The organism is Kitasatospora sp. NPDC048365 (genome assembly GCF_043200835.1).
GTDB classification, from domain to species: domain Bacteria; phylum Actinomycetota; class Actinomycetes; order Streptomycetales; family Streptomycetaceae; genus Kitasatospora; species Kitasatospora terrestris.
Genome location: NZ_JBICYJ010000011.1, coordinates 1 through 13,020 on the forward strand (window position 1 = coordinate 1; position 13,020 = coordinate 13,020).

Annotated in this window: 14 protein-coding genes; 11 read left to right on the forward strand and 3 right to left on the reverse strand. The window is 74.2% G+C overall.

The window, feature by feature from the left end; translation table 11 throughout:
* Positions 1 to 214 precede the first annotated feature (214 nt).
* Both ACGFX4_RS13430 and ACGFX4_RS13435 read left to right on the forward strand, forming a co-directional pair.
* Positions 215 to 889 (forward strand): DUF6313 family protein, encoded by a 675-nt coding sequence (locus ACGFX4_RS13430; RefSeq protein WP_393072816.1) that lies wholly within the window; start codon positions 215 to 217, stop codon positions 887 to 889.
* Positions 886 to 1,311 carry a hypothetical protein gene (locus ACGFX4_RS13435; RefSeq protein WP_393072817.1) on the forward strand — a complete coding sequence of 142 codons (426 nt, stop codon included), beginning with the start codon at positions 886 to 888 and terminating at the stop codon, positions 1,309 to 1,311. Before ACGFX4_RS13430 ends, ACGFX4_RS13435 begins: the two co-directional genes overlap by 4 nt.
* Before the next feature lie 19 nt (positions 1,312 to 1,330).
* On the opposite strand, the gene ACGFX4_RS13440 is transcribed toward ACGFX4_RS13435, so the two are convergent.
* Positions 1,331 to 2,086, reverse strand: a complete 756-nt coding sequence (locus ACGFX4_RS13440) for a UbiA family prenyltransferase (protein WP_393072819.1) — start codon at positions 2,084 to 2,086, stop codon at positions 1,331 to 1,333.
* Between the two features lie 326 nt (positions 2,087 to 2,412).
* On the opposite strand from ACGFX4_RS13440, the gene ACGFX4_RS13445 reads away from it, so the two are divergent.
* From ACGFX4_RS13445 to ACGFX4_RS13465, 5 genes are all read left to right on the forward strand, one after another.
* The gene (locus ACGFX4_RS13445) at positions 2,413 to 3,474 is read left to right on the forward strand and encodes a type III polyketide synthase (RefSeq protein ID WP_393072821.1); all 1,062 of its coding nucleotides are present in this window, start codon (positions 2,413 to 2,415) and stop codon (positions 3,472 to 3,474) included.
* A 6-nt stretch (positions 3,475 to 3,480) separates the two neighbouring features.
* Positions 3,481 to 3,999 carry an isoprenylcysteine carboxyl methyltransferase family protein gene (locus ACGFX4_RS13450; RefSeq protein WP_393072823.1) on the forward strand — a complete coding sequence of 173 codons (519 nt, stop codon included), beginning with the start codon at positions 3,481 to 3,483 and terminating at the stop codon, positions 3,997 to 3,999.
* Positions 3,996 to 5,027: an NAD(P)/FAD-dependent oxidoreductase gene (locus tag ACGFX4_RS13455; RefSeq protein WP_393072825.1), complete on the forward strand. Its 1,032-nt coding sequence runs from the start codon at positions 3,996 to 3,998 to the stop codon at positions 5,025 to 5,027. The genes ACGFX4_RS13450 and ACGFX4_RS13455 overlap by 4 nt, the downstream gene beginning before the upstream one ends.
* A gap of 90 nt (positions 5,028 to 5,117) precedes the next feature.
* Complete coding sequence (locus ACGFX4_RS13460) at positions 5,118 to 5,699, forward strand: hypothetical protein (protein WP_393072827.1); 582 nt, start codon at positions 5,118 to 5,120, stop codon at positions 5,697 to 5,699.
* A complete protein-coding gene (locus ACGFX4_RS13465; RefSeq protein WP_393072829.1) occupies positions 5,696 to 5,995 on the forward strand; it encodes a hypothetical protein in 300 nt (99 codons plus the stop codon). Before ACGFX4_RS13460 ends, ACGFX4_RS13465 begins: the two co-directional genes overlap by 4 nt.
* A gap of 40 nt (positions 5,996 to 6,035) precedes the next feature.
* On the opposite strand, the gene ACGFX4_RS13470 is transcribed toward ACGFX4_RS13465, so the two are convergent.
* Both ACGFX4_RS13470 and ACGFX4_RS13475 read right to left on the reverse strand, forming a co-directional pair.
* Positions 6,036 to 6,866: an ABC transporter permease gene (locus ACGFX4_RS13470; protein ID WP_393072831.1), complete on the reverse strand. Its 831-nt coding sequence runs from the start codon at positions 6,864 to 6,866 to the stop codon at positions 6,036 to 6,038.
* Positions 6,863 to 7,810, reverse strand: a complete 948-nt coding sequence (locus ACGFX4_RS13475; protein WP_393072833.1) for an ABC transporter ATP-binding protein — start codon at positions 7,808 to 7,810, stop codon at positions 6,863 to 6,865. The genes ACGFX4_RS13470 and ACGFX4_RS13475 overlap by 4 nt, the downstream gene beginning before the upstream one ends.
* Positions 7,811 to 8,026: 216 nt before the next feature.
* Between ACGFX4_RS13475 and ACGFX4_RS13480 the strand changes: the two genes are divergently transcribed.
* From ACGFX4_RS13480 to ACGFX4_RS13495, 4 genes are all read left to right on the forward strand, one after another.
* Positions 8,027 to 8,629 carry a hypothetical protein gene (locus ACGFX4_RS13480; protein WP_393072835.1) on the forward strand — a complete coding sequence of 201 codons (603 nt, stop codon included), beginning with the start codon at positions 8,027 to 8,029 and terminating at the stop codon, positions 8,627 to 8,629.
* A gap of 307 nt (positions 8,630 to 8,936) precedes the next feature.
* Entirely contained in the window at positions 8,937 to 10,589 is a 1,653-nt protein-coding gene (locus ACGFX4_RS13485; protein ID WP_393072837.1) for an APC family permease, read from the forward strand.
* A 91-nt stretch (positions 10,590 to 10,680) separates the two neighbouring features.
* Positions 10,681 to 11,751, forward strand: a complete 1,071-nt coding sequence (locus ACGFX4_RS13490; protein WP_393072839.1) for a phosphotransferase family protein — start codon at positions 10,681 to 10,683, stop codon at positions 11,749 to 11,751.
* Positions 11,752 to 11,754: 3 nt separating this feature from the next.
* Entirely contained in the window at positions 11,755 to 12,987 is a 1,233-nt protein-coding gene (locus ACGFX4_RS13495) for an acyl-CoA dehydrogenase family protein (RefSeq protein WP_393072841.1), read from the forward strand.
* Positions 12,988 to 13,020 lie beyond the last annotated feature (33 nt).

The following is a 13,020-nucleotide window of genomic DNA, read 5'->3' on the forward strand; positions in this document are numbered from 1 at the left end:
TGCAGATGTCGCAATCCACACCTGGCCAGAAGGCCCTCACTCATTTCAAGATCACACCGCCGTGAACCCCGTCACCAACCTCCGTGGTCAGTACATCTAGCCCCAAGGATTCTGACGGACGGTCAGGATCCGGTAACGGTCCCACCGGGGAGGATCCGTCGGCCCGGGTCGGCGTGGATGATCTGTTCATCGACGCGGACCAGGAGGAGGGCAGTTGCCCGTCGGCGGACCCATCCCGATCCCCACCCATCTCAAACTGCCGCACCAGCGACAACCGGCGACCCGCCGGATCCGGCGGACCTGGCGCTCGCGCAAGGCCCTCACCGGCGTCACCCAGTGGATCCTCGACTGGGGCCTGCCGATGCTCGCGACGCTCGGCGTGCTGTACCTGTTCGCCGCCCGGGCCGCCGGCCCGGACAAGGTCTACCGCACGTTCACCCTGATCGTCCCGCCCGAGAGCGTCCTGCTCTGGATCGCCTCGCTGATCGGCTGGCTGCTGGTGCCCGCCATCATCGGCGGCTTCGCCGGACACGTCATCGCCCAGCGGATCAGCAGCGTCAAGGCCATCTCCACCCGGACGATCTTCCGCCGCCGCACCCTGGTCCAGCGGCTGCGCCCCCCGGGCCTGATCGACGACCTCGCCGGCTACTTCCACGGCACCCACGCCCAACAGGGCCTCGCCGACGCGTGGGTGCGCATCGCCCACCGCAACGACTGGGCCCGCGCCCAGGACCACTGGGAGGTCTTCGTCCGCGACCTGATGTCCACCCAGCAGTACGCGCACCTCGACCGGCACGAATGCCTGCGCCAGACCCAGAACACCAGCCTGCTGGTGCTCACCGTCGCCGGCACCGCCGGACACTGCATCGTCTGCGAGAGGAGGCGGTGACCGTGCGCTCCGAGGACGCCGTCGAGATCGTCCGCGCCACCCTGGCGCTCGCCCTCCCCACCGCCAGCACCGAAGGGCTCACCCGCGCCGCGGAGACCGTGATCCGCTGGGGCTCCGAGGACGTCGCCCAGCACCTGGACCGGCCGCTCACCGACCGGCTGATCCTCGACCTGCTCGAAGTCGCCGGCGAACGGGGCGAACGCGCCGACCGCGGCGAACTCGGCGAGCGGGTCCAACCCCCGCTGACCTTCCGCCCCGCCGAGGACCGCCGCCACGTCGGCGAGGCGACGGCCGCCGAGTACCGCACCTGGTCCCGCACCGAAGGCATGCAGCCGCTCCCCCACCTCTCGCGACCGCAGGAGGAACCGCGCTGGCCCGACGGCGAAGGCGGCGGCGGCCGGGGCTCCGTACCCGACCTGTAGCCGTACCCCGACCTGCAGGTCAGCCGAACGCGGTGCCGACCAGCAGCGCCACGTCCACCGCGGCGGCCAGGATCGCCGCCACGAACGGCAGCCGGGAGCGCGGAGCCACCACGGCCGCCAGCGCCAACGGCACCGTCACGGCCAGCGCCGCCCACGCCGCCGGACCCGGCGGACCGGGCGGGCCCACGGCGAGCACCACGGTGGCGGCCGTCAGCAGCACGGCCGCCACCACCCCGGAGGCCACCCGGCCCAGCCGCTGCGGCAGCCCCAGCACGCCCGCCGCCCGGTCCTCGTCCAGATCCGGCAGCACATTGGCGAAATGCGCGCCCGCACCCAGCAGCGCCCCCGCCCCCAGCACCCAGCCCGGCGGACGCGGCCCACCCGGCAGACCGAGCACCACGAACGCCGGCAACAGGCCGAACGCCAGCGCGTACGGCAGCCAGGACAGCACCGTCCGCTTCAACCGCACGTTGTACGCCCACCCCGCGGCCACGCCCACCAGATGCGCGGACCCGGCGAGCAACCCGCTCGCCAGCGACAGCAGCACGCACAGCACCAGCGCACAGCCCGCCGCCACCGCCACCGACCGCGGCGGCAACTCGCCGACGGCCAACGGCTTGTCGACCCGGCCGGCGGTACGGTCACGGGCCACGTCGATCCAGTCGTTGCTCCAACCGACCGACAGCTGCCCCGCCCCGACCGCCGCCACCACCAGCGCCGTCCCCGCCGCCCCGCGCCCCACCGCCGCGGCCAGCACCCCGGCGAGCACCGTCACCGCCGCCGCCGGCAACGGATGACACGCCCGCACCAACCCGGACACCCCGGCCCGCGACACGACACTCACGCTCGGCACGCCCCGATGCTAGAGCCGCCCCGACGGCCGCCCCCGCCGACACGACGGACACGAGCCGCACGTCGGAGCCGGGCCGCACCCGCGGAGCGGCGGCGTGCAGCGACCGGCGCCGGCGGCCGCCTCCTGCGGGGATCGCCGCAGGTACGAGCCCGATCGGGCATGCGGCGCGGTGCGCACGACGTGCGCGGGACGCGCCCGGTGTGGGTGGGTTGGCGGGTGGATGTCGGGTTCTTCCCTATTCTGGGCCGGTGACACGGATCGCGGCAGTGAGCGGGGTCCTTCCGCCCCACCGTTACGGGCAGGGCGAGTTGGCGGATGCGCTGGCCGCGCTGCGGCCCCCGGGCGCGGACCGGGCGGTGCTGGACCGGGTGTACGGCGCGGCCGGGGTGACGACCCGGCACCTCGCGTTGCCGCTGGACGCGTACGCCGGGCTGGCCGGTTTCGGCGCCGCGAACGACGCGTTCATCGCGGCCGCGCTGGAGCTGGGCGGCGCGGCCGTCGAGCAGGTGCTGGCGGCGTCGGGCGTGGCGGCGTCGGAGGTGGACCTGGTGGTGTCGACCTCGGTGACGGGTATCGCGGCGCCGTCGATCGAGGCGCGGCTCGCGGGCCGGCTGGGTCTGCGGCCGGACGTCCGGCGGGTGCCGGTGTTCGGTCTGGGGTGTGCGGCGGGCGCGGCGGCGGTCGGCCGCCTGCACGACTTCCTGCTGGGCCGCCCGGACGGGGTGGCCCTGCTGCTGGCGACGGAGTTGTGCTCGCTCACCCTGCAGCGCAAGGACCGGTCGACGGCGAACCTGGTCGCCACCGCACTGTTCGGCGACGGCGCGGGCGCGCTGCTCGCGGCCGGCCCGCGGCATCCGGCGTTCGCCGGGGCCGGTCCGGAGGTGGTGGCCTCGCGCAGCCGGCTGTACCCGGGGACCGAGCGGCTGCTGGGCTGGGACATCGGCGACGAGGGCTTCCGGATCGTCCTCGGCGCCGAACTGCCGGAGCTGGTGCGGCTGCACGTCGGCGAGGAGGTGTCGTCGTTCCTGGCGGAGCACGACCTGAAGCCGGCCGACGTGGCGGCGTGGATCTGCCATCCGGGCGGCCCGCGGGTCCTGGACGCGCTCCAGGAGGAACTGGGACTGCCGCCGTCCGCACTGGACCTGAGCCGCCGCTCGCTCGCGTCGGTGGGCAACCTGTCGTCCGCGTCGGTGCTGCACATCCTGCGCGACGCGCTGGCCGCCGAGTCGCCACCGCCGCCGGGCGGGTACGGGCTGATGCTGGCGCTCGGGCCCGGGTTCGCGTCCGAACTCGTGCTGCTGCGCTGGTAGTCGGCGATGCTCGCGTACACCGTGCTGGTACTGCTGGTCGCCGTGGAGCGGCTGGCCGAACTCGTGGTGGCCCGGCGCAATGCGGCGTGGAGCCTGGCGCGCGGCGGCACCGAGTACGGGCGGGGCCACTACCCGCCGATGGTGCTGCTGCACACCGGGCTGCTGGCCGGCTGCCTGCTCGAAGTGTGGTTCGGCCAACGGCCGTTCCTGCCGTGGCTGGGCTGGCCGATGCTGGCGGCGGTGCTCGGCGCGCAGGCGCTGCGCTGGTGGTGCATCGCGACCCTCGGGCCGCGCTGGAACACCCGGGTGATCGTGGTTCCGGGGCTGCCGCTGGTCGGCGCCGGACCGTACCGGTGGCTGGGCCACCCCAACTACGTGGCGGTGGTGGTCGAGGGGTTCGCGCTGCCGCTGGTGCACACGGCGTGGGTGACGGCGTTCTGCTTCACGGTGCTGAACGCGTGGCTGCTGGCCGTACGGGTGCGCTGCGAGGAGCGGGCGCTGACGCTGTGCCGGGTGGCGGCGTGATCGACCTGCTGGTGGTCGGCGGCGGGCCGGCCGGGCTGGCGACCGCCATCCACGCGGCGCTGGCGGGCCTGGAGACGGTGGTGCTGGAGCAGCGGCCCGCCCCGGTGGACAAGGCGTGCGGCGAGGGGCTGATGCCCTCCGCCGTCCGGCCGCTGCGGGAGCTGGGGGTGGAGCTGCGCGGCCGGCCCTTCCACGGGATCCGCTACGTCGAGGCGGACGGCGCCCGGTGCGCGGAGGCCCGGTTCGCGGCCGGCCCGGGGCTCGGGGTGCGCCGCACCGAACTGCAGGCGGCCCTGGCGGCGCGGGCGGCGGAGCTGGGCGTCCGGACCGTCCGCGGCCGGGCGGTGGCCGAGGTCGAGCAGGACGCCGCCGGGGTGCGGCTCGGCGGGCTGTCGGCGCGGCACGCGGTGGCGGCGGACGGGCTGCACTCGCCGCTGCGGCGCGCCCTCGGCCTGCACCTGCCGCAGCGCGACGGCCCGCCGGCCCGGTACGGGCTGCGCCGGCACTACGCCGTCCCGCCGTGGAGCGACCTGGTCGAGGTGCACTGGGCACGCCACGCGGAGGCGTACGTGACACCTGTCGCCGACGGGGTGGTGGGGGTGGCGGTGCTGAGCGGCGAGCGGGCGCCGTTCGACCGGCAGCTGGCGCGGTTCCCGCGGCTGGTGGAGCGGCTGCCGGAGGCGGCGGCGGTGTCGGCGGTCCGCGGCGCGGGGCCGCTGCGGCAGCGGGCGACGGCGCGGGTCGCGGGGCGGGTGCTGCTGGTCGGCGACGCGGCGGGGTACGTGGACGCGCTGACCGGCGAGGGCGTGGCGGTGGCGGTGGCGTCCGCCGAGGCGCTGGTCCGGTGCGTGGTCGCGGGGCGCCCGGAGGCGTACGAACGCGCGTGGCGCCGGGCGAGCCGGGACTACCGGCTGCTCACGGAGTCCCTGCTGTGGGCCCGCCGCCGAACGCTCCTCGCCGACCGGATCGTGCCCGCCGCAGCCGCCCTCCCGGCTCTCTTCCGCACAGGGGTGAACCTGCTCGCGTGACCGACCGCCCCGACCCGGCCGGAGGCCGAACGGGCCGGGCTCTGCGGTCCCCAGTGCTGGTATCCGTCGCTCTCCCCGGAAGGAGCGTGCATGGCCGAGGAGCCCCCGGAGTGTCCCCGGTGCGGGCACCTCGACCTGGCGGCGGTGCTCGGGGCGGACTACGAGCGGAAGGCGGCCAGGCGGCGGCGTCGCGGGTTGACGCTGCTGCTGGTGTGCTGCGCGGTCCTGCTGCCGTGGATCGGCTACCTGGCGGCGAACCTGCCGGTGCGGTACGAGTCGCGGCAGTGGCGGGCGGCGTGGGTGGGTTTCGACGTGGCGCTGCTGTGCGCGCTGGCGGCGACGGCGTGGTACGGCTGGCGGCGCCGGCAGCTGCTGGTGCCGTGGGCGCAGGCGGCGGCGGTGCTGCTGCTGTGCGACGCGTGGTTCGACGTGCTGCTGTCGTGGGGCACCCGGGACCTGCGGGCCGCGTTGCTGACCGCCCTGCTGCTGGAGCTGCCGTTGGCGGCGTTGCTGCTGGTGAGGGTGCGGGGGATCCTGCGCACGGTGCTGCGGATCTACTGGCATCTGGCCCGGCTGCCGGGCGAGCCGCCGCCGCTGCACCGGGCGCGGCTGCTGGTCGATCCGTCGCCGCCCGGGAGGAGCGGACCGGATCGAGGGACACTGGATGCATGAATGACTCACGCGACGGCACCGCCGGCGGCGGGGACATCTTCCACCCGCCGGTGGTGGTGCGGCCGCCGACGCACGGCGCCAAGCCGTACCGCCGGGTGGAGATCTACGGGCGGACGGTCGGCAAGGCGTTCACGGCGGAGGACGTCGCCGAGTTCGTCCGCCGGGCGGGTGTGGCCGATCCGGACCTGGACGATCCCGATCTGGTGGGCTGGCGCGGGGGCGGCCGTACGGTCTGGTCCGCCGAGCCGGCCGCCCCCGAACCCCACGCCCCGGAGGCCCCGGCGCCCGCCGAATAGCGACCGGACCGGGCCTCCGCCCTCAGAGCTCTCAGAGCCCTCAGACCGCCCGCCGGTAGAGCCAGACGCCCAGCGGGGCGAAGACGGCGACGATGCCGGCGTCCCAGGCGAGGGCGTGCCAGACCTGCTCGGCCGCGGGGCCGCCGAGCATCAGGGCGCGGACCGCGCCGGCGGTGATGGTGACGGGCTGGTGCTCGGCGAACACCTGGAGCCATCCGGGCATGGTGGCGACGGGGACGAACGCGGACGAGGCGAAGACCAGCGGCGCGAGCACCGGGAAGGACGCGGCCATCGCGGTCTCGGGGTCGCGGACGGCGAGGCCGACCACCGCGAAGATCCAGGACATCGCGAAGCCGAAGGCGAGGACCAGCAGCGCCCCGCCGAGGTAGCCCCAGACGCCGGTGTGCACCCGGAACCCGACAGCGAAGCCGACGCCGGTCATCAGCAGGACGACGAAGACGTTGCGGGCCAGGTCGGCCGTGGTGCGGCCGGAGAGGACCGCCGAGCGGGCCATCGGCAGGGAGCGGAAGCGCTCCATCAGGCCGGTCTGCAGGTCGGTGGCGAGTCCGATCGCGGTGTTGACCGCGCCGAAGGTGACGACCTGCACGAAGACCCCGGGCATCAGGTAGTCGACGTACGGGACGCCGTGCAGGGCGGCGCCGACGACGCCGCCGAAGACGTAGCGGAACATCAGCACGAAGACGATCGGCTGCACGGTGGAGAAGATCAGCAGCCGCGGCACCCGGCGCAGGGCGATCAGGTTGCGGCCGGTGACGGCGAGGCCGTCGCGGACGGGGGCGAGCAGCCGTTCGCCGAGCGGTTCGGTGCCGACGGCGGCACCGGTGCGGGCTTTCAGGGGGGTCGCGGTCACGTCGGGCCTCCGGTGCGGTGGCCGGTGAGGGCGAGGTAGACGTCGTCCAGGCTGGCCTCGCGGACGGCGATGGTGCGCGGGGCGAGGGCCTCGCCCTCGAGCAGGTGGAGCAGGTCGAGCAGCAGCAGCGAGCCGTCGGGGGTGGCGAGCCGGAGGAGGGCGCCCTCCTGTTCGGGGGCCAGCCGCAGGCGGTCGCGGACCAGGTCGGCGGCGCGGGCGGCGCGCGGGTCCTCGCCCATGCCGAGTTCGATGACGGTGGTGCCGAGCCGCGCCTTGAGGACGCCGGGCGCGTCGTCGGCGACCACCCGGCCCTCGGCGAGGACGGCGACCCGGTGGGCGAGCCGGTCGGCCTCCTCCAGGTACTGGGTGGTGAGCAGGACGGTGGTGCCGTCGGCGACGAGTTCGCGGATCAGCTGCCACAGGGCGGTGCGGCTCTGCGGGTCGAGTCCGGTGGTGGGTTCGTCGAGGAAGAGCACGGGCGGGTCGGCGACCAGCGCGGCGGCGACGTCGAGGCGGCGGCGCATGCCGCCGGAGTAGGTGCGGACCGGCCGGTCGGCGGCTCCCGTGAGGTCGAAGCGGTCGAGCAGTTCGGCGGCGCGCGGGGCGAGCCGATCGGCCGGGAGGCGGGTGAGCCGGCCGATCAGCCGGAGGTTCTCGCGGCCGGTGAGGTTGGCGTCGACGGCCGCGTACTGACCGGCCAGGCCGATCAGCCGGCGGACGGCGGGGGCGGCGGCGACCACGTCCTGGCCGAGCACCTCGGCGCGGCCCGCGGTGGGCCGCAGGATCGTGGTGAGGATCCGGATCGCGGTGGTCTTGCCGGCGCCGTTCGGTCCGAGCAGGCCGAAGACGGTGCCGGCCGGCACCGCGAAGTCGATCGCGTCGAGTGCGGTGACCTCGCCGAACCGCCTGGTCAGTCCGGCGACCCGGATCGCGGGCGCGGTCATCGGGGCACCCCCTGTCGCGTGGCTGCTCCTGCGGGGCCTCGTCACGGTGGCAGGGCCTCATGCCCAGTGTCGACCGGACCGGCCGGGGTCGACCATCCAGGGCAGCGGGCTCACTCCATCCGCCGACCGGGCGGCCCCTGGAGTGGCCGGGCGGGCGGTGCCGGGCGGTAGTGGAGGCAGTACCGCCCGTACCCCTTCCCGTCCGTAGGAGTCCCCGTGACCCGGTACCGTCCTTCCGCCGTCCCGGTCGCCGCCGTCCTGCTGGCCGCCGCGGCCGGCGCGTGCGCCCCGCCGCCGACCCTTTCCCCGCTGCCGGCGCTCTCGCCGAGCCCGGAGCAGTCCGCGGTCTCCCCGTCGGCGGCCGCGACGCAGGCCGCCCAGGCCGCGCAGACCGCCGCGGCGTCCGCGGCTGCGCAGGCGTCGCCGTCCGCCTCGCCGTCGGCGACCGGCGCGGGCACGGTGGTGTCGCTGGTCAGCGTGGGCCGGCTCGGCCCGATCCTGGTGGACGACCAGGGCCGCACGCTCTACCTGTACGGCGCCGACTCCTCGACCCGCTCGACCTGCGCCTCGGATTGCGCCGAGGCGTGGCCCGCGCTGCTCACCCTGGGCGATCCGGTGGCGGGCGCGGGGGTGGACGAGGGGCTGCTCGGGGCGGCGCAGCGCGGTGACGGTACGGCCCAGGTGCTCTACAAGGGCCACCCGCTGTACCGCTGCGCGGCGGACCGGGTCTCCGGTGACACGGCCGGCCAGGAGAGCGAGGAGTACGCGGGCGTCTGGTACGCCGTCAACGCGCTCGGCGACCCGGTCCGCGGCGGCTGACGAGACGTCATGCATCCGCATGGTGAGACATAGTCCCCGTCGGTAACCGGCGCGGCGCCGCCCGATTCCTTTCATTCTTATGCACGCCACCGTGAATAGATGCAATCAGCGGGGATTCCTCAAGTGACGCTCAAATTCTCGTGAAACCTGCCCTGACCTGCACGTATGCCAAGCATCTCGATTTTGCAAAAATGGGAGCCCGAATATAACTATTCGGATTCGAGGACTGTTGCCGGGCCATGACAGCTGCCTAGCGTGGGGCACCTCTCAGCACCCCTGCCCCTCACCGAGAGGTCCTGTTACCCCCATGGCATCTGTCGACCAGCTGGTCTCCTCAGTCTCCCCACCGACCGGAAAGCCCGGGCGCTCGCTGCGCCGGGAGGTCGGGCTGATCGGACTCCTCTGGGCATCCGTCGGGTCGATCATCGGCTCCGGCTGGCTGTACGGCGCGAAGAACGCCGTCGTCGTGGCCGGCCCGGCCGCGATGATCTCCTGGGGCATCGGCGCGGTCGCGATCGTGCTGCTCGCCTTCGTGCACGCCGAGCTCGGCGGCATGTTCCCGGTGGCGGGCGGCACCGCGCGCTACCCGCACTACACCTTCGGCGGCCTGGCCGGCATGTCGTTCGGCTGGTTCTCCTGGCTGCAGGCGGCCACCGTCGCGCCGATCGAGGTCGAGGCGATGATCGGCTACGCCGGCCACTGGGAGTTCGCCAAGGGCTTCCTGAACGACAACGGCACCCTCACCACCAGCGGCTTCGTGGTCGCGGTGTTCCTGATGGCGATCTTCGTCGCGGTCAACTTCCTCGGCGTCCGGGTGCTGAGCCACACCAACTCGATCACCACCTGGCTGAAGATCGCCGTGCCGCTCGGCACCATCCTGGTGCTCGCGGTCACCAACTTCCACGGCTCCAACTTCACCTCGCACGGCTTCGCGCCGTTCGGCGTCAAGGGCGTGCTGAGCGCGGTCAGCGCGAGCGGCATCATCTTCGCCCTGCTCGGCTTCGAGCAGGCCATCCAGCTGGCCGGCGAGAGCAAGAACCCCAAGCGCGACATCCCGCGCGCGGTGCTCGGCTCGGTCGCCATCGGCACCCTGATCTACGTCGGCCTGCAGGTGGTCTTCATCGGCGCACTGCCGGTCAGCTCCTTCGTCAACGGCTGGGGCAACCTCGACTTCCCGGGCATCAGCGGCCCGTTCGCCGGCCTGGCGACCCTGGTCGGCCTGGGCTGGCTGGCCTGGGTGCTGTACTTCGACGCGATCGTCTCCCCGGGCGGCACCGGCCTGATCTACACCACCTCCACCTCGCGGATCTCCTACGGCCTCTCCAAGAACGGCTACGCCCCGCAGCTGTTCGAGCGGATCGACAAGCGCGGCGTGCCGTGGTTCGGCCTGACCATCTCCTTCGTCACCGGCGTGGTCTGCTTCCTGCCCTTCCCGAGCTGGCAGGAGCTGGTCGGCTTCATCGTCTCCGCGAGCGTGCTGATGTACGCCGGCGCCCCGCTCGCCTTCGGCGCGCTGCGCCGCCGGCTGCCCGCCCACGAGCGCCCGTACCGCCTGCCCGGCGGCGGCCTGATCGCCCCGCTGGCGTTCGTGGTCTCCAGTCTGATCATCTACTGGGCCGGCTGGCACACCCTCTCCCGCCTGGCGGTCGCCATCCTGATCGGCTACCTGCTGCTCGGCAGCTACGCGGCGTACGCCATCCGCAAGGGCCTGCCGAACGCGCCGAAGCTGGAGTGGCGGGCCGCCCAGTGGCTGCCGGTCTACCTGGTCGGCATGGGCCTGATCTCCTGGCAGGGCGGCTTCGGCGACGGCACCGGCAACCTGCCGCTGGGCTGGGACATCGCCGCCGTCACCGCCTTCTCGGTGGCCGTCTACGCCTGGGCGACCCGGGTGGCGCTGCCCGCCGAGGCGATCCAGCGCAACATCGAGGACGTCGAGGTGGTCGACGAGGGCGGTCACTGACCCCCTGGACCAGCACCGCCGAGCGGGGCCCGACCGGTACCGGACCGGTCGGGCCCCGTTTCCGTTCTTCCGCCCCGGGGCTCCTCCGCCTATGCTAAGCAAGCGCTTAGTCACGCTTTTCACCCCCGCGAGGAGGACCCCCGTGCCCGACACCCCGCCCGGCCTCGACCTCGACCGGCTGCGGGCCCGGCTCGACGCCGACCTGCCCGGTACCGTCACCGGCCCCCTGCGGGCCCGCCTCTTCGAGGGCGGCCGGTCCAACCTCACCTACCTGCTGGAGGACGGCGAGCACCGCTGGGTGCTCCGCCGCCCGCCGCTCGGCCACGTGCTCGCCACCGCCCACGACATGGCCCGCGAGTACCGGGTGCTGGCCGCGCTCCACCCGTCCGCCGTGCCGGTCCCCGAGCCGCTGCTGCTGGTCGAGGACACCGAGCCGATCGGCGCACCCTTCTACCTGATGCGGTACGTCCCCGGCACCGCGCACCGCGACGCCGACGAGCTCGCCGCCCTCGGCCCGGAGCGGACCCACGCCCTCGGCCTGCACCTGGTGGACACCCTGGTCGAGCTGCACTCCGTCGACCCCGACGCGGTCGGCCTGGCGGACTTCGGCCGGCCCGAGGGCTTCCTGGAGCGCCAACTGCGCCGCTGGGGCAAGCAGCTGGACGCCAGCCGCTCGCGCGAGGTGGCCGGGCTCGACGCCCTCGCCGCGCGGCTCGCCGAGGCCCTGCCGGCCTCGCCCGCGCCCACCCTGGTGCACGGCGACTACCGGCTCGACAACGTCCTCGTCGGCCCGGACGACCGGATCCGGGCGGTGCTGGACTGGGAGATGTCCACCCTCGGCGACCCGCTGACCGACGTCGGCCTGCTGGTGATGTACACCGAGCTGGCCCGGCGCTTCGACGGCGTGCTGCCCGGCGCGGCGCTCGCCCCCGGCTTCCCCTCGGCCGCCGAACTCGTCCGGCGCTACGCCGAGCTGTCCGGCCGGGACGTCTCCGGGCTCGGCTGGTACACCGGCTTCGCCTCGTTCAAGCTCGCGGTGGTGCTGGAGGGCATCCACTACCGCCACAGCCAGGGCGGCACGGTCGGCGCCGGCTTCGACCGGATCGGCGAACTGGTGCCCGCCTTCGTGCAGTTCGGACTGGAATCACTCAAGGAGAGCTGAACCGTGGACTTCTCGTACGACGCCCGCACCGAGGAGCTGCGCGGCCGGCTGCTCGCCTTCATGGACGAGTCCGTGTACCCGGCCGAGCCGGTGCTCGCCGCCCAACTCGCCGACCCCGCCCGGGAACCGTGGACCGTCCCGGCGGTGATCGGCGAACTGAAGGCGGCGGCGAGGGCCCGCGGCCTGTGGAACCTGTTCTTCGTGGACAAGCACAGCCTGCCCGGGGAGGAGGGCGCGGGGCTGACCAACCTGCAGTACGCGCCGCTCGCCGAGATCACCGGGCGCTCCGTGCTGCTCGCGCCGCCCGCGCTCAACTGCGCCGCGCCCGACACCGGCAACATGGAGCTGCTCGCCCAGTTCGGCAGCGAGGAGCAGAAGAAGCAGTGGCTGGAGCCGCTGCTCGCCGGTGAGATCCGCTCCGCCTTCGCGATGACCGAGCCGGACGTCGCCTCCTCGGACGCCACCAACATCACCACCCGGATCGAGCGCGACGGCGACGAGTACGTGGTCAACGGCCGCAAGTGGTACATCACCGGGGCGATGAACCCGGACTGCCGGATCCTGATCGTGATGGGCAAGACCGACCCGGCCGCGCCCGCGCACCGGCAGCAGTCGATGATCCTGGTGCCGCGCGACACCCCCGGGGTGACGGTGGTGCGCGGGATGACCGTCTTCGGCTACCCGGACGAGGACCACGGCGGCCACGCGGAGATCCTCTTCGAGGACGTCCGGGTGCCGGCCGGCCACCTGATCGGCGACGAGGGCTCGGGCTTCGCCATCGCCCAGGCGCGCCTCGGGCCGGGGCGGATCCACCACTGCATGCGGGCGATCGGCGTCGCCGAACGGGCGCTGGAGCTGATGTGCCGCCGGGTCGTCGAGCGGGTGGCGTTCGGCAGGCCGCTCGCCGAGCAGGGCGTGGTGCAGGACTGGATCGCCGAGGCGCGGGTCCGGATCGAGCAGGCCCGGCTGCTGGTGCTCAAGACCGCCTGGCTGATGGACACCGTCGGCAACCGGGGCGCGCACACCGAGATCCAGGCGATCAAGATCGCCGTCCCGGCGACGGTCGAGTGGATCCTCGACAAGGCCGTCCAGGCGCACGGCGCGGCCGGCGTCAGCCAGGACACCGCGCTCGCCCAGCTCTGGGCCGGCAACCGCACCCTGCGCCTGGCCGACGGCCCGGACGAGGTGCACAAGCGCTCGCTGGCCCGCCGGGAGCTCAAGCGCCACCTCGGCTGACCGCGGCACGAAGGGGCGCGGGGAACCGGTTCG

Coding starts and splice junctions, on each gene's coding strand:
- ACGFX4_RS13450 (WP_393072823.1), top strand. CDS start 3,481: ATGCTCGCGTACACCGTGCTGGTACTGCTGGTCGCCGTGGAGCGGCTG.
- ACGFX4_RS13460 (WP_393072827.1), top strand. CDS start 5,118: ATGGCCGAGGAGCCCCCGGAGTGTCCCCGGTGCGGGCACCTCGACCTG.
- ACGFX4_RS13465 (WP_393072829.1), top strand. CDS start 5,696: ATGAATGACTCACGCGACGGCACCGCCGGCGGCGGGGACATCTTCCAC.
- ACGFX4_RS13475 (WP_393072833.1), bottom strand. CDS start 7,810: ATGACCGCGCCCGCGATCCGGGTCGCCGGACTGACCAGGCGGTTCGGC.
- ACGFX4_RS13485 (WP_393072837.1), top strand. CDS start 8,937: ATGGCATCTGTCGACCAGCTGGTCTCCTCAGTCTCCCCACCGACCGGA.
- ACGFX4_RS13490 (WP_393072839.1), top strand. CDS start 10,681: ATGCTAAGCAAGCGCTTAGTCACGCTTTTCACCCCCGCGAGGAGGACC.